The following is an 18,916-nucleotide window of genomic DNA, read 5'->3' as shown; positions in this document are numbered from 1 at the left end:
GAAATTAATGCTGCCATCTTTAACCGATTCGCCGATATCGAGAATGCGGACTTATTCTAATAAAAGCCATTGGCAAGCCATTCAAATTTAACAATCGTTGACCTCCAGAACCCGATTCATTTCCTATAATCCAGACCAATTCGGGGCGTCGGAATAAATCATCCCGTCGTCCGGTTGTCGTCAACCCACTTGAACGAGGTCCTCACATGAATCTTTCTCAGCGTCTGGCTGCAGAGGTATTCGGCACGTTCTGGCTGGTGCTCGGCGGGTGCGGAAGCGCCGTGCTGGCCGCCGCCTTTCCGGGCCTCGGCATCGGCTTTGCCGGCGTGGCACTTGCCTTCGGCCTGACCGTGCTGACGATGGCATTCGCGATCGGCCATATTTCGGGCTGCCACCTGAATCCGGCGGTGAGCGTCGGCCTGACGGTCGCCGGCCGCTTCCCGGCGCGCGATCTCGCGCCGTACATCGTTGCGCAGGTGGTCGGCGCCACGCTGGGTGCATTCGTGCTGTACCTGATCGCGACCGGCAAGCCCGGCTTCGACCTCGTCGGCAGCGGCTTTGCGACGAACGGCTTCGGCGAACGCTCGCCCGGCCATTACTCGCTCGGCGCGGCGTTCATCTGCGAAGTCGTGATGACGGGCTTCTTCCTGTTCGTGATTCTCGGCGCCACCGACAAGCGCGCGCCGGCCGGCTTCGCGCCGATCGCGATCGGTCTGTGCCTGACGTTGATTCACCTGATCTCGATCCCGGTCACCAACACGTCGGTGAACCCGGCCCGCTCGACCGGCCCCGCGCTGTTCGTGGGCGGCGACGCGATCGGTCAGTTGTGGTTGTTCTGGGTTGCGCCGATCATCGGTGCAGCCATCGCAGGGATCGTCTACCCGCTGATCGCGGGGCGCGACGATGCTGTCGCCCTGCTGCCCGCATCCGCTCGCACCAGCGAATAAACACTACGGGGTCGCGCGAGCAGAGCAGCGAGCCTCACGCTGTCGAACAACATCGAGGCAGGTAATTTGGACGGGCGCCGCTGGCGCCCGTTTTTCATGGCCGATCAGGAAGCGGCGACGCCGTCGAGGGTGTCCTCGAGCGCGAACAACGTGCGCAGGTGGCGGGCGACGCCCGCGTCGAAGTTGTTGCCGATCCGCGGGATGTGCGGCAAGCGCGCGATCAGGTCGGGGTTGGCGTTGTTCATCATGAACGCGTGACCGGCCGTTTCGAGCAGGTCGATGTCGTTCATGTTGTCGCCGAACGCGATGCAGTGGCCGGCATCGACGCCGAGTCGGGCGAGCACCGCACGCAGCGCACGGCCCTTCGACACGTTGGCGGTCATCACTTCGAGACAGTCGGGCAGCGAGTACGTGACGTACAGCGCATCGCCGAACCGCACGCGCATTTGCTCGGCGACCACCGCCAGGTCGGCCGGCTCGCCGATGTACAGCACCTTCGCGATATCGGCGCCGTCGTGCGCGGACATGTCGATCACGTCGTACCGGAATCCCGAATCCTGGTGGAATTCGAGCAGGTGGGGCGCGTCGCGATCGATCAGCCAGCCGCGATCGGTGAACAGGTTGACGATCACCCGCCCGTGCGTGCCCGTCACCTCCGGCTGCACGAGGCCGCGCACGATTGCGGGATCGATGTCCTGCGCGTGGATCGCCGTGTCGTCCGGCGCATGCACGCGCGCACCGTTCGACGTGATCAGGTACGGCCGGATGCCCAGCACATCGCGGATGCCGGCGACGTCCGCGTAGTGACGCCCCGTCGCGATCACGAACCGCAAGCCGTCGCGATCGAGCCGGCGGACGGTCTCGATCGTGTACGGATCGAGCTGGTGGTCGCTGTTCAGCAGGGTGCCGTCGAGATCGGTGGCGATGACTTTGTACATGGGGATGGGTGAATGACACGCAGGACGCTGCGGAACCGCCATTTTAACGTCGTGCCCGGGGGCACGCCGGGTGGTCGGGAAATGGGGGGCGGGTTTCAGGCCGTTCGGCCGTTCGGCCGTTCGGGCGTTCGGGCGTTCGGGGCGTCGCTGGTTCGGTCGGGGCAGGCTGTTCGCTCAGTTCGCTCAGTTCGCTCAGTTCGCTCCGTTTGCTCCGTTTGCTCCGTTTGCTCCGTTTGCTCCGTTTGCTCCGTTTGCTCCGTTTGCTCAGTCCGCTCAGTCCGCTCCGTCCAGCTTGCCCGCTCAACGTGCCCGCCCGTCGCTTTGCCCGATCGGCCCGCCCGGCCTGCTCGGCCTACTCATCGCACGCCCCGCCCCACGCGCCCCTCTCACCCCGCTTCAGCCACCTTCAACGCCCGCAGCGCGAGCCGCAACGCACCGTGCGCGGAATCGTCGAGCGGCGCGCGCAGCCGCGCCGCATGGCGCGCCGGCACGGCCGGCGCCAACGCGTCGGCGAGCCCGCCGCACAGCGCGACCGGCAGCGCCTGCTGCGGATCGAGCGCGTCGATCATCTTGCCGATCTCGTCGCCGGCCTGCGCGATCAGCGCCGCCGCGCGAGGGTGGTCGCGGTGCGCGAACACGATCGGCGCGAGGCGCGCGTAGATCGTCTGGTTCGCATCGCACGACCACTGGACGAGGGCGTCGCGATCGTGCGCGCCCGTTTCCGCGAGCAGCGCGCCGGCGAACGCGTCGCGCGGCACCCGGCCGTCGAGCGCCTGCTGCGCGTATGCGAGCGCGCGCATGCCGAGCCACGCGCCGCTCGCCTCGTCGCCGGACGGAAAACCGAAGCCGCCCGCGATGCGGCAGTCGCCCGCGGCGTCGAGCGCCGCCGTGATGCTGCCCGTGCCGAGCGCGACGATGAGCCCCGGCGCGCCGCCGTGCGCGCCGACGACGGTCGTATATGCGTCGCTCTCGATCGCGAGCGCGTCGAGCGGCGCCTGCGCACGGAACGCGGCGAGCCACGCGGCATTGTTGACGCCCGCGAGCCCGCAACCGAGCGCACATTGCGACCAGTCGAACGCGAGCCCCGCCCGCGCGAAGGCGTCGGCACAAGCCGCGCCGATCGATGCCCACGCGCGCTCGATGCCGAGGCCGAGCCCCGACGGGCCGCCGCGCCCCTGCGCGAGTTCGCGGCCGTGCCGGTCGGCCAGTACCGCGCGGGTGCCGGTGCCGCCGCCGTCGATGCCGATCGCGAAAAGTAGTGCCGTCATGCGTTGATCCTGCTGATTCGAACAGGCGCCAAGCTTAACCGGATCGGCGCCGCGCGCCCATCTGCCGTTCGGCCGGCTATGCCGTGAATGGGCCTTCCGCTATGCTGGCACGATCGAATCGACACTGGAACGAGGCTGACGATGTCGCAGCGGTGCAACTGGGTAAAGACGGAAGCGGATGCTCACTATCACGATACCGAGTGGGGCATACCGTCGCATGACGATCGTCACCTGTTCGAAATGCTGATTCTGGAAGGCGCGCAGGCGGGGCTGTCCTGGTCGACGATCCTGAACAAGCGCGCCGGCTATCGTGAGGCGTTCGCCGAATTCGATGTCGACGCGGTCGCGCGCTTCACGCCGAAGCGCATCGAGAAACTGCTCGAAAATCCCGGCATCGTGCGCAATCGCGCGAAGGTGGAATCCGCGGTCACCAATGCGCGGGCCGTGCAGCGCATTCGCGACGACCACGGGTCGCTCGCGCAATTCCTGTGGTCGTTCGTCGACCACAGGCCGGTGCAGAACGCATGGCAGTCGTATCGCGACGCGCCCGCATCGACCGCCCAGTCGGATGCGCTCAGCAAGGCGCTGAAGGAATACGGCTGCAAGTTCGTCGGCTCGACCATCTGCTACGCGCTGATGCAGGCAACCGGGATGGTCAACGACCACGAGACGGGCTGCCCGTGCCACGCCAAATGCGCGGCGCTCGGCGCCAAGCAGCAGCCGGCACGGGCCCGCAAGGCAGGGTGACGGCGGCGAAGCCCGCCCAGCCCAATTGGATGCATCGGTACGTCGTCGCATCCTGCATGGCCCCGCACGCGCGCGCCGCACTTCTTCACGCAGATGCCGATCCCGTCACGCTGACGCCGGGCGTCGCGATGACGACTCCGGAACGCACCCGGCGGCGGCCCGAAGCGAAGCCGCCGGCAATCCATCGAGCACGCCGCGTCGCCGTCGGGCGGCCGCCCCGCAGGAGTTTAATCCCGAGATCGATGCCCTTTTTCCGGCCCCGAAAAGCAAAACGGCGGAGCGGCTTCTTTCGAAGCACGCTCCGCCGTTTCGCGGCAAACCGTAGATGCTCTTAGTGGAGCTTCTTCGGCAGCATCTGGCTGCGCAGGCGCTTGTGCAGGCGCTTGACGGCTGCTGCCTTCTTGCGCTTGCGGACTGCGGTCGGCTTTTCGTAGGACTGGCGTTCGCGCAGTTCAGCGATCAGGCCATTTTTTTCGATAGCACGGCGAAAGCGGCGAATCGCCACTTCGAACGGCTCGTTTTCTTTCAGAAGAATCGTCGTCATGTCGTTCCTAAATTGCTTAAACGGTCAAAAACGTAGCGGCCAAGCGCCACGCACCGGCCATCCGGGCGTCCCCACAACAGGCGAAACGAGCGGAAATACGGCCTCGGAGGCCGGAAAAGAGAGGCACAAAGCACCGCGAGTACGCTTCACAAGCCGCGTGCAGCGCCGCGTTTGACTGCCAGCAAGAGTGCCGAGACGGCACAGGCTTGACAGAAAATCTCAATTCAGCCCGCCATCATATCAGGAAATCACAGACAAAACCATCCTTTTGTCGCTTCCAGTTCGCCGCCCCGCGCGGCGCGGCCGCCCACACCGTCGAATGAGACCGTCGCGCACGCCGGCCGAAATCGCTGCCAGCCATGCCGGACGCGGACTTCACGGCAGCGGCATGCTTCCGTCCCGATTTTCCTCACACATCCCTCTAAAGTTTTCGCCGGGTGCCGCCGTCAACCAGGAAAGGCGGGCAGCGCCACTCGCGATAAAGCGCAACGCCGAAAACGAACCTGATCCTGTCTGTACTCAGGCATTTTCCAAAACGAGGAAGCAAATGCTGAACATCAACACCAACATCCTTTCGCTGTCGACGCAGACGAATCTGTCGGGCTCGCAAAACGCGCTGTCGCAAGCGATCAACCGCCTGTCCTCGGGCAAGCGAGTGAACAGCGCAGCGGACGACGCAGCGGGCCTCGCAATCGCAACGACCCAGACGGCCGCGATCAACGCGCTGAACCAGGGCGTGTCGAACGCGAACAACGGCATCTCGATGGTCCAGACGACGGCCGGCGCGCTCCAGTCGATCGTCGACAACCTGCAGCGTATCCGCCAGCTGGCAGTTGAAGCAGGCGACGGCTCGCTCGACTCCAACGCACGTGCAAACCTGCAGTCGGAAGTCTCGACCCGTCTGACGGAAATCTCGCGCGTCGCAACGCAAACGACGTTCAACGGCCAGTCCGTCCTGCAAGGCCTGGGCACGGTCAGCTTCCAGATCGGCGCGGTCAGCGGCCAGACGATCGCAGCAAACTTCGGCTCGCAGAGCTGGGACTCGGCAAACCTCGGCCTCTCCGCGCTGACGGTTTCGAGCGTCACCGATTCGCAAGCCGCGATGGGCTCGATCGACGCCGTGCTGACGAAGGTCAACACGTTCCAGGCAACGCTCGGCGCAACGCAGAACACGTTCCAGTCGGCCATCACGAACACGCAGACGCAGTCGACCAACATGTCGGCAGCCCGTTCGCAGATCACCGACGCGGACTTCGCGACGGAAACGGCGAACCTGAGCAAGGCCCAAGTGCTGCAGCAAGCAGGCATCTCGGTGCTGGCACAGGCGAACTCGCTGCCGCAGCAGGTCCTGAAGCTCCTGGGTTAATACCCAACGGCCGGCGGCGCGCGTCTCGCGACGCGCCGTCCGCCGGCACGGGCGCCGCGACCTGGGTCCGGCGCCCGCGCCTTTTCATCGCGCCCCCGGGAGGTTCACCTCCCGTTGCGCGCTTGTTCGACACCGACGCGCGATTCGCCCGAACCTGTCCGGCGACGCGGACCGGAGCCCCCGAATGACCTCGACGACCACCACCACGTCCTCCAGTGACCTGAACACCGCGCTCCAGCAGGCTGCGCAGTCCATCATCAGCGGCTCGACGAAGTCGTCGCTCGACGTCAATTCGCTCGTCTCCGCGCTCGTCACCGCGAAGACCGCCGCGCAATCGACCGCGCTCACGAACAAGCAGACTTCCGACAACACCGAACTGTCCGCGATCGGGCAGATCAAGTCGCAGCTCGCGGCGCTGCAGACCGCACTGAAGGGCCTCACCGACGGCACGGCGCTGTCGGCGCTGACCGCGACGGCCAGCGGCTCCGGCCTCACCGCCACCACCGCGAGCGGCGCGGCGGCCGGCACGTATGCGGTGAAAGTCAATGCCATCGCGACCGCCAACTCCATTTCGTCGCCGGCGATCACGTCGGCCGATACCATCGGCAGCGGCACGCTGACCGTCGGCGTCGGCACCGGCTCGATGCAGGTGTCGGTCTCGTCGACCGATACGCTCGCGACGATCGCCGCGAACATCAACAAGGCGTCGAACAACCCGGGCGTGACGGCCACGGTGATCAATGCGTCCGACGGCCAGCACCTGGTGCTCTCGTCGAACAACACGGGTGCGGCGAACACGGTGTCGATCACCGCCGGCGCCGGCCTGAACAGCAAGCTCGACTCGACCCAGTCGACCTACAACACGGTGACGCCCGCCGCGGACGCGAACATCACGATCGCCGGCAGCACCGTGACGAGCGCGACGAACCAGATCTCCAACGCGCTGACCGGCGTCACGCTGAACCTGACGGCAGCCGCGGTCAACACGACGCAGACGCTCACGATCGCGCAGGACACGACCGGCATCACGACGGCGATCAACAATTTCGCGAAGGCGTACTCGAGCTTCGTCACGACAGCATCGAGCCTGTCGTCGTACACGACCACGTCCTCGGGTTCGACGGCCGGCCCGCTGCTCGGCGACGCAATGCTGAACTCGATCACGAACGGCCTCGCGACCGCGCTGAGCGGCGGCGTCACGACGGGCGGCAAGACCTACAGCCTGTCGTCGATCGGCATCAACCTGAATACCGACGGCACGCTGACGGTCGACAGCACGAAGCTGCAGACCGCACTCACGACCAACGGCTCGGCCGTCTCCGCGATCTTCAACTCGACGAACGGCGTCGGGGTCGCGCTGAACAACTTCGCGAATTCGTACTCGCAGACGGGCGGCCTGATCGACCAGCGCACGGCCTCGCTGAACAAGGACCTGTCGAACCTGCAGGACCAGGCGACGCAGTTGCAGAACTACCAGACCGCGCTCACCGCCCAGTACAACGCGCAGTTCACCGCGCTCAACACGCTGATGACGCAGATGCAGAACAACCAGCAGTACCTGACGCAGCTGTTCGGCGGGTCGAACAGCGCCGGCACGCTCGCCACCAACAAGTGACGGCCCGGCGCCCGGCCACCGCCCACGAGGACATCTCGCCATGGAACATACTTCGCTGACACACGCGCTGGCGCTCACGCACGCGCTCGCGGACGCCGTCTCGCACGACGCATGGGAGCAAGCCGCCGCGCTCGTGAACGAACGCGCCCCACTGCTGATGTCGCTCGACGCGGACCAGACGCCGGATGCGCTCGCGATCATCCGCGAAATCCAGCGACTCGACGCGATCATCACCGATCAGGCGACGGCCGGCCGCGAACGGCTGATGACGAATCAGCGGCTGGCGCTGCAGCGCATCGACGCGGCATCGCGTTATCAGTCGACCGGAATGCTCGGCTGACCCGCACCGACGCCGAACGAACGAGAACAACAACGACGCCCGCGAGGGCGCTCTCCTCGAAGAGCCGCAGCGATGCGGCTTCTTTTTTTTGGGGGATGTCCGCACCGCACCGCGATGCCCGGCGACACGGCGCGCGGCCGGCCGCCGCCGTTACCGCGCCGGCGCGTCGCCCGCGGTGCCGGCGAGCCACGCGTCCCACATGCCGTGAAACGCGTCCTCGAGGTGGCGGGCGAACCGCTTCGCGTCGCCGAGCGGCGAACGCTGCATCTGCTGGCGCAATCCGGCGCGCATCGCCGCGAGCTCGCCGCGATCGCGCGAGAACGCGACGGCCTTCGCGATATAGTCCGCTTCGTCGCTTGCGATCCAGTCGCCGAGACCGGCCGCATGCAGCAGGCTTTCGCAGATGTGCGTGACGAACCGCTCCCCCTTCATCCCGAGCACCGGCACGCCCATCCACAGCGACTCGGCCGTCGTCGTGCCGCCCGGGTATGGGAACGGGCTCAGCATCACGTCCGCGCGGTTGTACGCAGCGAAGTACGCGTCGCGCGAAGAGCCCTGCTCGAGGATCAGCCGGTCGGCGTCGATGCCGTGCGCCGCGAAGCGCGCGCGCGTTGCATCGCAGATGTCTTCGACCGCGAGCTCGTACGCCTTGAGCAGCAGCTTCGCGCCCGGCACGGCATGCAGCAGGCGCGACCAGACGCGCACCACGTCGTCGGTCACCTTCACGAGCTTGCCGAAGCAACCGAACGTGATGTGCCCGTTGCGCAGCATCGGCAGCGGGCCGACCTGCACGTCGTACGGCGGCGGCGTGAAACACAGGTAGCTGTCCGGCAGGCGCCACGGCCGCTCGACGAAGTGCGCTTCCTCGGTGGCCGGCAGCACGTGTGCATCGCCGAGGAAATAGTCCATTTCCGCGATGCCGGTCGACGCGAAAAAGCCAAGCCAGCTCACCTGGATCGGCGCCGGCTTCCACGCAAACGCAGGCAGCCGGTTGTGCGCCGTATGCCCGGCCAGATCGACGAGCACGTCGATCCGCTCTTCGTGAATGCGCCGGGCCGTCTGCTCCGTCCCGAGATCCGTGATGCGATGCCAGCCGTCGAAATGCGGCTTCAGCCGCGCGGTGTAGTCGTCCTCGGTGTCGAACGTCGTGAACGCGACCAGTTCGAGCCGCGACCGATCGAGATGCGCGACGACGCTTTCGAGAAAGATGCCGACCGGGTGCCGCCGGAAATCGCCCGACACGAAGCCGACGCGCAACCTGCGCCCGTTCAGCGGCGCCGGCTGGTGCCGCCACGGCTGCGCGTGCATCGACATGCGCGCGCCGAACCCGCGCGCATCCGCCAGGTACGCATCGGGATCGAAAGCGGTCTGGCCCGCGAGGCAGAACAGCAGCGACGTGTAGGTGCCCGGATTGTCGGAATCGCACTCCAGCGCGCGGCGATAGCACTTGATCGCCGCGTCGACGTCGCCGGTCTTGCGCAGCACGTCCGCGAGATGCGCATGCCGGCGCGCGGTGCCGGGTTCGAGTGCCACGGCGGCATGCGCGCTCTCCAGCGCCTCATGAACGCGCCGCGCCTGGCACAGCGCGATCGACAGGTTCTGGTGAATGTCCGCCGAATCCGGATCGAATTCGAGCGCGTGCCGGTACTGCACGATCGCGTCGTCGACACGGTCCAGCCAGTAATACGCGTGGGCCAGGTTCACATAGCCCTCCGCCCGGCGCGGATCCAGCTCGATGGCGCGCTTGCCGGCCTCGACTGACTCCTCGATCCGGTTCTGGCTCTTCAGCGCCCGGCTCAGGTTGAGGTGGGCGTCGACGTCGCCGCCGGACAGCTCGATCACCCGTTCGAAATGCACGATCGCTTCGTCGTTCCGGCCCGCTTCACGCAGCGCGCTGCCCAGACAGTTGTGGACCTGCGGATCCAGCGGATCGAGTTCGACTGCCTGGCGCAGCGTCGCGATGGATTCGTCGAGGTCGCCGCGCGCGAGCAGCGCGGTGCCAAGATTGCCGTGCACGATCGCCCGGCCCGGATTCAGCGCGACGGCCGCGCGATAGCTGTCGACCGCCGCGTCGAACTTGCGCTGCGTCGTCAGCACGTTGCCGAGATTGTTGTATGCATCCGCGTAGCGCGGATCGTGTTCGATCGCCTTGCCGTATGCAAGCACCGCCGCATCCGACTGCCCGAGGTCCTTCAGCGCGTTGCCCAGGTTGTTGTACGCCTGCGCATAGTCCGGCCGCAGCGCGATTGCCTGCGCGCAGTGCTGCATCGACGCATCCGGCTGCCGCGCCTCGCGCAGCGCATCGCCCAGGTTGTTGTGCGCTTCCGCGTAGTCCGGCTGCCGCCGCACCGCTTCGCAGTACTGCGCGATCGCGTCGTCGAGCCGGCCGCGCTCGCGCAGCGCGTTGCCCAGGTTGTTGTGATAGATCGCACTCGGATATGCGTCGATCGAGCGGCGCATCAGCGCGATCCCTTCCTCCGGCTGCCCTGCCTGACAGGTCAGCAGTCCGAGGAAATGCAGCGCGTCCGGATGCGCGGGCTCGCGCGCGAGCAGCTGCTCGTAGCCCGCCTTCGCGTCGCCCAGCCGGCCTGCCTGGTGATGCGCCAGTGCGGCGCCGAGAATGTCCGTGGTCTGTTGCATGTCGTCGTTGCGTCGTTGCGTCGTTGCGTCGTTTCGTCGTTCGCGCGCCGCCCTGCCGGGCGGCTCAATTCCGTTCGTCGCCCGCGGCGGCTCGTTCGTCGGCGCCGGCGTTTGTCCTGTCCATCCACATTCCGTAAAACGCTTCCTCGAGATGTTTCGCGAAGCGCGGCGCGTCGCACAGCGGCGACGCGAGCAGGCGCGCACGCAAGGCCTGCCGCAGCGCGTCGAGCTGCTGCGGATCGGCCGCGGCGGCCACCGCCTTCGCGACGTAGTCGTCTTCGTCCCGCGCGATCCATTCGGCCAGGCCGACCGTCTGCAGCACGCTCTCGCAGATGTGCGTGACGAACCGCTCTCCCTTCATCCCGAGCACGGGCACGCCCATCCACAGCGATTCGGCCGTCGTCGTGCCGCCCGGGTATGGGAACGGGCTCAGCATCATGTCGACGCGGCGATAGGCCGTCAGGTAATCGGTGCGCGGCGACCGGCCTTCCATCACCAGCCGGCTCGCGTCGATCCCGTTGCGGGCGAAGCGCTCGACCGTCCGGCGCACCGCGTGCGCGCCGTCGAGCTCGCCCGCCTTCAGGAACAGCCGGGCGCCCGGCACCGCGGCCAGCACCCGCGACCACACGCGCACGACCGCATCGTTCATCTTCCCGAGCTTGCCGAAATAGCCGAACGTCATCACACCGTTCTCGCGATGCGGCAACGGACCGACGTCGAGTGCCGGATGCGGCGGCGTGAAGCACAGATAGCTGTCGGGCAGCCGCCACGGCCGCTCGACGAAATGCGCTTCCTCGGCCGGCGGCAGCACGTGCCGGTCGCCCAGCACGTAGTCGATCGCGTGCAGCCCCGTCGACGCGAAGAAGCCGATCCACGTGACCTGCACCGGCGCGGGCTTCCATGCGAACACGCCAAGCCGGTTTTGCGCCGTGTGGCCCGACAGGTCGACGAGGACGTCGATGCCGTCCGCGCGGATCCGCTGCGCCGCCTGCTCGTCCGACAGGTCGAGAAGCGGATGCCATGCGTCGAAGTACGGCTTCAGGCGCGCGGTCGTGTCGTCTTCCGCCGCCGAGGTCGGATAGGCGATCAGTTCGAGCCGGTGTCGATCGAGATGCGCCAGCACGCCTTCGAGGAAAATGCCGACCGGATGCGTCACCAGGTCGCCCGACACCCAGCCGATGCGCAGCCGCCCGCCCGACGGGCGCAAGCGGGTGTCGACCTGCGCGAGCGGCCGCGCATCGGCTTCGACGTATTCGCCGAAATGCCGCGCGGCCCGTCGCGTCTCTTCCTGGTCGATCGACGGATGCGTGGCAAGCGCGAAGATCAGCCGGTCGTGCAGGACCGCGTTCGTCACATCGAGCTCGACCGCGCGACGGTAATGCGCGAGTTCGCCATCCACATCGCCGAGCATGCCGAGCACGTCGCCGAGCGTCATGTGCGCGGGCGCCGCGCGGTCGTTCAATGCGAGCGCCGCGCGCGCATGATGCAGCGCGTCGTCGGCACGGTTTTGCTTGAGCAGCACCATCGCGCAGCGATGATGCGCGTCGGCGTCGTTCGCATCGAGTTCGGCCGCGGCCCGGTAGCACATGACGGATGCGTCGTACTTGCCCAGGTCGTGATACATGTCGCCGAGCATGCGATAGGCGGGACCGTGATCGGGCGCCAGCTCGAGCGCGCGCGTCATGCACTCGGCCGCACGCGCCGTCTGCCGCCGGCGGTACAGCACCTCCGCGAGGCCCGCGTGCGCGTCGGCGCGCAACGGCGACAGTTGCGCGGCGCACTCGAACTGTGCGATCGCCGCGTCGGCCTGCCCTGCGTCACGCAATGCGGTGCCGAGATCGACACGCGCCTGCGCGTCGGCAGGCGCCAGTTCGACGAGACGGCGCAAGGTCGCGATCGCCTCGTCGAGGTCGCCGCGCGCGAGCAGTGCCGCGCCGAGATTGCGGTGCGCGATCGGGTTGGCCGGGGCCAGCGCGGCGGCCGCGCGATAGCTGTCGACCGCCGCGTCGAACTTGCGCTGCGCCGTCAGCACGTTGCCGAGATTGTTGTATGCATCCGCGTAGCGCGGATCGTGTTCGATCGCCTTGCTGTATGCGAGCACCGCCGCATCCGACTGCCCAAGGTCCTTCAGCGCGTTGCCCAGGTTGTTGTACGCCTGCGCATAGTCCGGCCGCAGCGCGATCGCCTGCGCGCAGTGCTGCATCGACGCATCCGGTTGCCGCGCCTCGCGCAGCGCATCGCCGAGGTTGTTGTGCGCTTCCGCGTAGTCCGGCTGCCGCCGCACCGCTTCGCGGTACTGCGCGATCGCGTCGTCGAGCCGGCCGCGCTCGCGCAGCGCGTTGCCCAGGTTGTTGTGATAGATCGCGCTCGGATATGCGTCGATCGAGCGGCGCATCAGCGCGATCCCTTCCTCCGGCTGCCCTGCCTGACAGGTCAGCAGTCCGAGGAAATGCAGCGCATCCGGATGCGCGGGCTCGCGCGCGAGCAGCTGCTCGTAGCCCGCCTTCGCGTCGCCCAGCCGGCCCGCCTGGTGATGCGCCAGTGCGGCGCCGAGAATGTCCGTGGTCTGTTGCATGTCGTCGTTGCGTCGTTGCGTCGTTGCGTCGTTTCGTCGTTCGCGCGCGGTTCGGTCGATCGGTCAGTCGTGCGAGCCGGCGACATCGCCAGCTCCGTCCGCACGACGAGCCCACATTCCGTGGAACGCGTCCTCGAGGTGCCGTGCGAAGCGCGGCGCGTTGCACAGCGGCGATGCGATCAACTGCATGCGCAGGCCGGTCCGCAGCAGCCGCAGTTGCGCCGGATCGGTCGCGAACGCCGCGGCTTTCGCGACGTAGTCGTCTTCGTCGCGCGCGATCCAGTCGGACAGGCCGACCGTCCGCAGCAGGCTTTCGCAGATATGCGTGACGAACCGGTCGCCCCGGATGCCGAGCACGGGCACGCCCATCCACAGCGCATCTGCGGTCGTCGTGCCGCCCGAATACGGAAATGGGCTGAGCATCACGTCGACGCGGCGGTACGACGCCAGGTATTCACCGCGCGGCGCATTCGGTTCGAGCAGCAGCCGCGCCGGATCGATACCGTGCTGCGCGAACCGCTCGCGCGTGCGGCGCACCGCATACGCGCCGGCCAGCTCGCTCGCCTTGAGCAGCAGCTGCGACCGAGGCACCGCCGCGAGCACCCGCGACCACACGCGCACGACCGCGTCACTCATCTTGCCGAGCTTGCCGAAATAGCCGAACGTCACCGTGCCGCCGGTCAGTTGCGGCAGCGGGCCGGGCACGATCGCATCGCGCGGCGGCGTGTAGCACAGGTAGCTGTCGGGCAGGCGCCACGGCCGCTCGACGAAATGCGCTTCCTCGTCGGCCGGCAGCACGTGGCGATCGCCCAGCACGTAATCGATCGCGTCGAGCCCGGTGGTGGCGACATAGCCGATCCACGAAACCTGCACCGGCGCCGGCTTCCACGCGAACAGCGCGAGCCGGTTGAAGATCGTGTGGCCCGCCGCGTCGACCAGGATGTCGATCGCATCATCGCGAATCCGCCGGGCCGCGGCCTCGTCGCTCAGCGCGGCGACGCTCGTCCAGCCGGCGAACAGCGGGCGCAGCCGCTGCGTCAGGTCGTCCTTGATGTCGCGGGTCGGATATGCAACGAACACGACGCGCGTGCGATCGGTCGCGCGCAGCACGCTTTCGAGGAAATAGCCGACCGGGTGATGCTTCAGATCGCCCGATACGATGCCGACCCGCAGCGGTCTCGCCCCGTCGTTGGTCGGCCACGAGCGGTACGGCACCGCGCGCGCGGCGGCCTGCGCGCCGTAACGGCGCGCGGCATCGAAATGAACCTGCGGCGCGGCGGCCGCACTGTAATTCAACGCGAACAGCAGGTTGTCGTGCGGCTCGAGAAGGTCCGGCCGCAACGCGATCGCGGCGCGGTAGCCATCGAGCGCGGCCTCCAGTTCGCCCGCATCGAGCATCGCGTTCGCGAGATTGTTGTAGGCCTGCGCGTGGTCGGGCCGCAGCCGGATCGCCGTGCCCAGCGCCTCCACCGCGCCTTCGCAATCCTTCAGCGAGCGCAACGCGTTGCCGAGGTTGTTGTACGCATCGGGGTCGTCCGGTTGCAGCGCAAGCGCCTGCCGGAAGCACTCGGCCGCCGCCGCGGGCCGGTTGTGCGCGGCCATCACGGTGCCCAGGTTGTAGTAATAGCGTGCCTGCGGATCGCGCCGGATCGCGTCCGCGATCGCCGCGACCGCGCCGTCGAAGTCGCCGCGGCGAAACGCGAGCAGTCCTTGCACGTGCAGCGCGTCGGCGCGTTCGGGTTCGCGTTGCAGAACCTGCCGGCACAGACGCCCGGCGGCATCGAGCCGGCCTGCGTCGTAATGTTCGAGCGCGCATGTCAGCAATGCCTCGACTGGCGTGTCCGCGCCGGACAGGCCGTCGGACGGTTCCCGTACGCTGCCGGACGGGTGTCCGCGTTCGAGGAGGTTTTCGTTCATAGGCCGGGCTTCCGCTGGGTCTGCGACAGGCATGGATGACGAGCCGGCCGCCCGGGCGATAGCCCCGGACGATGCCCGGACGGCGCTTCAGGCGTGCGACAGCCGGCGCCCGCGCCATCAGACGGGGGCGCCGGTCGCATGAAAGGCGGGCGCGGACACGCCGACGCATCGGCGCCGACGGCAGGAAACTCGCGGATATTGTCGCGACGTTCGCCGTGTTTCGAAGGGACGATCAGTCGAGCAAAACACCCGTAATTCGTCGCATCGCGGGAGGGGGGCGTGTCGGGGGCGCGCTCGGGCCCATGACTGATCGGGTCTTGATCGTTCATGCCGGGGCGGTCCGTGGCGACTCGAGAGTCCGCGCGATGCGCGGACGACCACCGCGATCGACGCCTGGAGTTGTCGTTGCGTTGGCGTCTCGCACAACGGTCTGGCGACGAAACGACGAGGGAAAGCCATGCGGACGCGAACGAATGCGCGATGCGACGCTTCAGTGAATTCGGAAAAACGGATCGGGGAAATTCGGTACCTGGAATCAGGCTATTTGGCGCGCCCGGCTGGGATCGAACCAGCAACCCCTGCCTTCGGAGGGCAGTACTCTATCCATTGAGCTACGGGCGCGTGTGACAGTGAAACGACCCCAATAAACCGGCCGCCCACCATTGGCAAGACGGCAAGGATACCCGGTTTCCCATGAAGCGTCCACCTTGCCCGCAGAATCCCCGTCGGGCCCCCAATTCGTGCGGGTAAACACGCGCCTTCGCGCCGCTCGCCGTGATGTAAACGTTCCGTCTATAATCGTCCGTGCTTCATTGGACTGCCATTTTGCCGTTGCACCGCGCTCACAATTCCTATTCACGGAGACGAGGCAAGCATGAGCGAAGCACCCCACGAATCTCCCGTCAAAACCCCCGGGCAGCTGATTGCCGTCGTCATCGCATCATTCGCGATTCCGATCGCCCTGATCGTCCTGTTTGCCACCTACGCCAACCATGCGTTCCGTTCCGGCGCAGGCACGGACGCGCTATCGGACGAACAGGTCGCCGCGCGAATCGCACCGCTCGCGAAGGTCGACGTGAAGGACGCCAACGCGCCCCGCACGTACAAGACCGGCGAGGAAGTCTACAAGGCCGTGTGCGTGACCTGTCACGGCACGGGCGCCGCCGGCGCGCCGAAGTTCGGCAACAAGGACGACTGGGCGCCGCGCATCTCGCAGGGCTTCGACACGCTGCTGAAGACGGCGCTGTCGGGCAAGGGCGCGATGCCGCCGCGTGGCGGCACGAATCCCGACGACGTCAGCGACTATGAAATCGCGCGCGCGATCGTCTACATGGCCAACAACGACGGCGCGAACTTCCCCGAACCGGCTGCCCCGGCCGCCAATGCGGCACCGGCGGCGAGCGGCGCGGCGGGTGCGGCAGGCGCATCGGGCGCCGATGCATCGAACGCACAGGCCGCCGCTGCGATGGCCGCGATCGCCGCGATTCCGAAGGCCGGCGAAAAGCCCGCGGCCGCGCCGACCAGCGCCGACGCCGCATCGGCCGGCAAGGCGCTGTACACGCAGGTTTGCCAGGCGTGTCACGCGGCCGGCGTGCTCGGCGCGCCGAAGTTCGGCAGCAAGGAGGATTGGGCGCCACGCCTGAAGGATTCGATGGATACCGTCTACAACTACGCACTGCACGGCAAGGGCGCGATGCCGCCGAAGGGCGGGTCCAACGCGTCCGACGCCGACGTGAAGGCGGCCGTCGACTACATGGTGAACGCCGCGAAGTAACACCCGCCGGCCAGAAAAAACCCCCGCGGCGCACGCGCATCGCGGGGGTTTTTCGTTGCCGGGACGGCCGGCCCGGCCGCCGCGCACGTCACTTCTGCAACAGCGCCTTCAGGCTTGCGAGCCGGTCCTTCGGCGTCATCGGCGCTTCCTCCGGCGTCGGCGGCGGCGCTTCGTCCAGGCCCATCTCGGGGATGAAGCGAGACGGTTCGCACACGACCGTCTCGCGCGCCCGCTTGCGCTTCTTGCACCAGTTCAGATGCAGGCTGCGTTGCGCGCGCGTGATCGCGACGTACATCAGCCGGCGCTCCTCCTCGATCCGTTCGTTGTCGATCGGGCCGTCGTCCTCGCTGCCGCCGCGATGCGGCATGATCCCCTCCTCGACACCCACCAGGAACACGTGCGGATACTCGAGCCCCTTCGACGCATGGACGGTCGACAGCCGCACCGCGTCCGGATCCTCGTCCTTGCCTTCGAGCATCGACATCAGCGCGACGGTCTGGATCAGGCCGAGCAGGTTCTTGCCGGTATCGGCGAGCCCGTCGGCGTTGTGGAAACCGTCGGCCTCGCCGTCGACGGCTTCCGCCTCGGGCTTGGTGCCCTTGCGCTTCAGCCATTCGAGGAATTCGAGCACGTTCTGCCACTTCGACTGCGCCTGCCGCTCGTCGAACGCGTCGTACAGATAGGCCTCGTAGTGGATGGCCTCCATCATGTCGTCGAGCACGACGGTCGCGGGCTCCTTGTCCGCGCGATCGGTCAGGCGCTGGATGAAGTCGCAGAACATCCGCAGCGGCTCGATCTGCCGTGCGGACAGCCGCGCCTCGATCCCGCCCATGTACACGGCCTCGAACAGCGACACCTTGGCCTGGCCCGCGAACGAGCCGAGCGCTTCCAGCGTCGTGTTGCCGATCCCGCGGCGCGGCGTCGTGACCGCACGGATGAACGCGGGATCGTCGTCGGCGTTCGCGATCAGGCGCAGATACGCGCACAGGTCCTTGATCTCGGCCTTGTCGAAGAACGACTGGCCGCCCGACAGCACGTACGGGATCCGCTCGCGCCGCAGCACCTGCTCGAAGATCCGCGCCTGGAAGTTGCCGCGATACAGGATCGCGTAATCGCGGAACTGCGTGCGCCGCTCGAACTTGTGCGCGGACAGCCGGAACACGACCGATTCGGCTTCGTGTTCCTCGTCGTTGCACGGCGTGACGGTGATCGAGTCGCCCATCCCGTGCTCGGACCACAGCTTCTTCTCGAACAGCTTCGGGTTGTTCGCGATCACGTTGTTCGCGGCGGTGAGGATGCGCACCGTCGACCGGTAGTTCTGCTCGAGCTTGATCACGTGCAGCTTCGGGAAATCCTTGCCGAGCTGCGCGAGGTTCTCAAGCGTCGCGCCACGCCAGCCGTAGATCGCCTGATCGTCGTCGCCCACCGCCGTGAACGCGGCGCGCGGGCCGGCGAGCAGCTTCAGCAGCTCGTACTGGCACGCGTTGGTGTCCTGGTATTCGTCGATCAGCAGGTAGCGCAGCTTGTTCTGCCAGCGGTCGCGCACCTGCTCGTTCTTCGCGAACAGCTCGGCCGGCAGGCGGATCAGATCGTCGAAGTCGACGGCCTGGTACGCGTGCAGCGTCGCGACGTAATTGCGGTAGACCAGCGCCGCCTGGTGCTCGTCCTCGTTGGCCGCGATCGTCATCGCCTCCTCGGGCATGATCAGGCCGTTCTTCCACAGCGAGATCGTGCTCTGGATCTTGCGGATCAGGCCCTTGTCGGTGGTGCCGATCTGCTCCTGGATCATCCCGAAGCAGTCGTCCGAATCCATGATCGAGAACTGCGGCTTCAGGCCGACGTGCTCGGCCTCCTGGCGCAAGATCTGCACGCCGAGCGAGTGGAACGTGCACACGGTGAGCTGGTTCACCGGCACCTTGCGGCCTTCCTTGCCGGGCGTGGTGAGCGTCTTGCCCTCCAGCAGCTTCGACACGCGCTCGCGCATTTCGGCGGCGGCCTTGTTCGTGAACGTGACGGCCGCGATGTGGCGCGGCTCGAAACCTTTCGCTTCGATCAGGTGCGCGATCTTCTGCGTGATCACGCGGGTCTTGCCGCTGCCCGCGCCGGCGAGCACGAGGCAGGGACCGTCGAGGTAGCGCACCGCTTCGTTCTGAGCGGGGTTGAGGCCTGCGGACATGATGACGGATGATGTTGCGGTTGACGGCGGAACGCCGGGAGGATGCCGCGCGCGGCAGGCCTGGATTGC

The 18,916-nt window shown here is 67.3% G+C and carries 13 protein-coding genes and 1 tRNA gene; 6 read left to right on the top strand and 8 right to left on the bottom strand.

All coding sequences use genetic code 11. The features are described from left to right. The first annotated feature begins 206 nt into the window (after nt 1-206). Nucleotides 207-947, top strand: coding sequence for an aquaporin Z (gene aqpZ, locus WI26_RS00825; protein WP_069225003.1), 741 nt, complete (start codon nt 207-209; stop codon nt 945-947). A gap of 104 nt (nt 948-1,051) precedes the next feature. Here the strand turns inward: aqpZ and WI26_RS00820 are convergent, their stop codons facing one another. Continuing rightward, complete coding sequence (locus WI26_RS00820) at nt 1,052-1,885, bottom strand: Cof-type HAD-IIB family hydrolase (RefSeq protein WP_059465073.1); 834 nt, start codon at nt 1,883-1,885, stop codon at nt 1,052-1,054. A gap of 386 nt (nt 1,886-2,271) precedes the next feature. After that, nucleotides 2,272-3,153 (bottom strand): BadF/BadG/BcrA/BcrD ATPase family protein, encoded by an 882-nt coding sequence (locus tag WI26_RS00815; protein WP_069225002.1) that lies wholly within the window; start codon nt 3,151-3,153, stop codon nt 2,272-2,274. Between the two features lie 141 nt (nt 3,154-3,294). On the opposite strand from WI26_RS00815, the gene WI26_RS00810 reads away from it, so the two are divergent. After that, nucleotides 3,295-3,900, top strand: coding sequence for a DNA-3-methyladenine glycosylase I (locus WI26_RS00810; RefSeq protein ID WP_069225001.1), 606 nt, complete (start codon nt 3,295-3,297; stop codon nt 3,898-3,900). A 331-nt stretch (nt 3,901-4,231) separates the two neighbouring features. Here WI26_RS00810 and rpsU read toward each other — a convergent pair whose 3' ends face one another. Further along, the gene (gene rpsU / locus WI26_RS00805) at nt 4,232-4,444 is read right to left on the bottom strand and encodes a 30S ribosomal protein S21 (RefSeq protein WP_006401410.1); all 213 of its coding nucleotides are present in this window, start codon (nt 4,442-4,444) and stop codon (nt 4,232-4,234) included. A 547-nt stretch (nt 4,445-4,991) separates the two neighbouring features. Between rpsU and WI26_RS00800 the strand changes: the two genes are divergently transcribed. The 3 genes from WI26_RS00800 to WI26_RS00790 all read left to right on the top strand — a co-directional run bounded on the left by WI26_RS00800 (nt 4,992) and on the right by WI26_RS00790 (nt 7,765). Beyond that, the gene (locus tag WI26_RS00800) at nt 4,992-5,810 is read left to right on the top strand and encodes a flagellin domain-containing protein (RefSeq protein WP_069225000.1); all 819 of its coding nucleotides are present in this window, start codon (nt 4,992-4,994) and stop codon (nt 5,808-5,810) included. A gap of 184 nt (nt 5,811-5,994) precedes the next feature. Beyond that, nucleotides 5,995-7,425, top strand: coding sequence for a flagellar filament capping protein FliD (fliD, locus tag WI26_RS00795; protein ID WP_069224999.1), 1,431 nt, complete (start codon nt 5,995-5,997; stop codon nt 7,423-7,425). 40 nt (nt 7,426-7,465) lie between these two features. Further along, nucleotides 7,466-7,765: a flagellar protein FliT gene (locus WI26_RS00790; RefSeq protein ID WP_059539835.1), complete on the top strand. Its 300-nt coding sequence runs from the start codon at nt 7,466-7,468 to the stop codon at nt 7,763-7,765. A gap of 150 nt (nt 7,766-7,915) precedes the next feature. Here the strand turns inward: WI26_RS00790 and WI26_RS00785 are convergent, their stop codons facing one another. From WI26_RS00785 to WI26_RS00770, 4 genes are all read right to left on the bottom strand, one after another. Beyond that, nucleotides 7,916-10,405, bottom strand: a complete 2,490-nt coding sequence (locus WI26_RS00785) for a tetratricopeptide repeat protein (RefSeq protein WP_069224998.1) — start codon at nt 10,403-10,405, stop codon at nt 7,916-7,918. 64 nt (nt 10,406-10,469) lie between these two features. After that, a complete protein-coding gene (locus WI26_RS00780; RefSeq protein ID WP_069224997.1) occupies nt 10,470-12,980 on the bottom strand; it encodes a tetratricopeptide repeat protein in 2,511 nt (836 codons plus the stop codon). 63 nt (nt 12,981-13,043) lie between these two features. Then, entirely contained in the window at nt 13,044-14,897 is a 1,854-nt protein-coding gene (locus WI26_RS00775) for a tetratricopeptide repeat protein (protein ID WP_081334205.1), read from the bottom strand. 545 nt (nt 14,898-15,442) lie between these two features. Continuing rightward, nucleotides 15,443-15,518: transfer RNA gene (locus WI26_RS00770), tRNA-Arg, on the bottom strand. Between the two features lie 253 nt (nt 15,519-15,771). On the opposite strand from WI26_RS00770, the gene WI26_RS00765 reads away from it, so the two are divergent. Beyond that, nucleotides 15,772-16,671: a c-type cytochrome gene (locus WI26_RS00765; protein WP_069224996.1), complete on the top strand. Its 900-nt coding sequence runs from the start codon at nt 15,772-15,774 to the stop codon at nt 16,669-16,671. An 88-nt stretch (nt 16,672-16,759) separates the two neighbouring features. On the opposite strand, the gene WI26_RS00760 is transcribed toward WI26_RS00765, so the two are convergent. Further along, nucleotides 16,760-18,847: a UvrD-helicase domain-containing protein gene (locus WI26_RS00760; RefSeq protein WP_059465057.1), complete on the bottom strand. Its 2,088-nt coding sequence runs from the start codon at nt 18,845-18,847 to the stop codon at nt 16,760-16,762. Nucleotides 18,848-18,916: the final 69 nt, after the last annotated feature.

Source organism: Burkholderia diffusa (assembly GCF_001718315.1).
GTDB lineage: Bacteria > Pseudomonadota > Gammaproteobacteria > Burkholderiales > Burkholderiaceae > Burkholderia > Burkholderia diffusa_B.
Note: the sequence above shows the minus strand (reverse complement) of the source record. Positions and strands in the feature narration are given on the sequence as shown.

What these genes read in the sequence shown, in the direction of transcription:
- aqpZ (WP_069225003.1), top strand. Translation starts at nt 207, where the DNA reads ATGAATCTTTCTCAGCGTCTGGCTGCAGAGGTATTCGGCACGTTCTGG.
- WI26_RS00815 (WP_069225002.1), bottom strand. Translation starts at nt 3,153, where the DNA reads ATGACGGCACTACTTTTCGCGATCGGCATCGACGGCGGCGGCACCGGC.
- fliD (WP_069224999.1), top strand. Translation starts at nt 5,995, where the DNA reads ATGACCTCGACGACCACCACCACGTCCTCCAGTGACCTGAACACCGCG.
- WI26_RS00800 (WP_069225000.1), top strand. Translation starts at nt 4,992, where the DNA reads ATGCTGAACATCAACACCAACATCCTTTCGCTGTCGACGCAGACGAAT.
- WI26_RS00780 (WP_069224997.1), bottom strand. Translation starts at nt 12,980, where the DNA reads ATGCAACAGACCACGGACATTCTCGGCGCCGCACTGGCGCATCACCAG.
- WI26_RS00810 (WP_069225001.1), top strand. Translation starts at nt 3,295, where the DNA reads ATGTCGCAGCGGTGCAACTGGGTAAAGACGGAAGCGGATGCTCACTAT.
- rpsU (WP_006401410.1), bottom strand. Translation starts at nt 4,444, where the DNA reads ATGACGACGATTCTTCTGAAAGAAAACGAGCCGTTCGAAGTGGCGATT.
- WI26_RS00785 (WP_069224998.1), bottom strand. Translation starts at nt 10,405, where the DNA reads ATGCAACAGACCACGGACATTCTCGGCGCCGCACTGGCGCATCACCAG.
- WI26_RS00775 (WP_081334205.1), bottom strand. Translation starts at nt 14,897, where the DNA reads ATGAACGAAAACCTCCTCGAACGCGGACACCCGTCCGGCAGCGTACGG.
- WI26_RS00820 (WP_059465073.1), bottom strand. Translation starts at nt 1,885, where the DNA reads ATGTACAAAGTCATCGCCACCGATCTCGACGGCACCCTGCTGAACAGC.
- WI26_RS00760 (WP_059465057.1), bottom strand. Translation starts at nt 18,847, where the DNA reads ATGTCCGCAGGCCTCAACCCCGCTCAGAACGAAGCGGTGCGCTACCTC.
- WI26_RS00790 (WP_059539835.1), top strand. Translation starts at nt 7,466, where the DNA reads ATGGAACATACTTCGCTGACACACGCGCTGGCGCTCACGCACGCGCTC.
- WI26_RS00765 (WP_069224996.1), top strand. Translation starts at nt 15,772, where the DNA reads ATGAGCGAAGCACCCCACGAATCTCCCGTCAAAACCCCCGGGCAGCTG.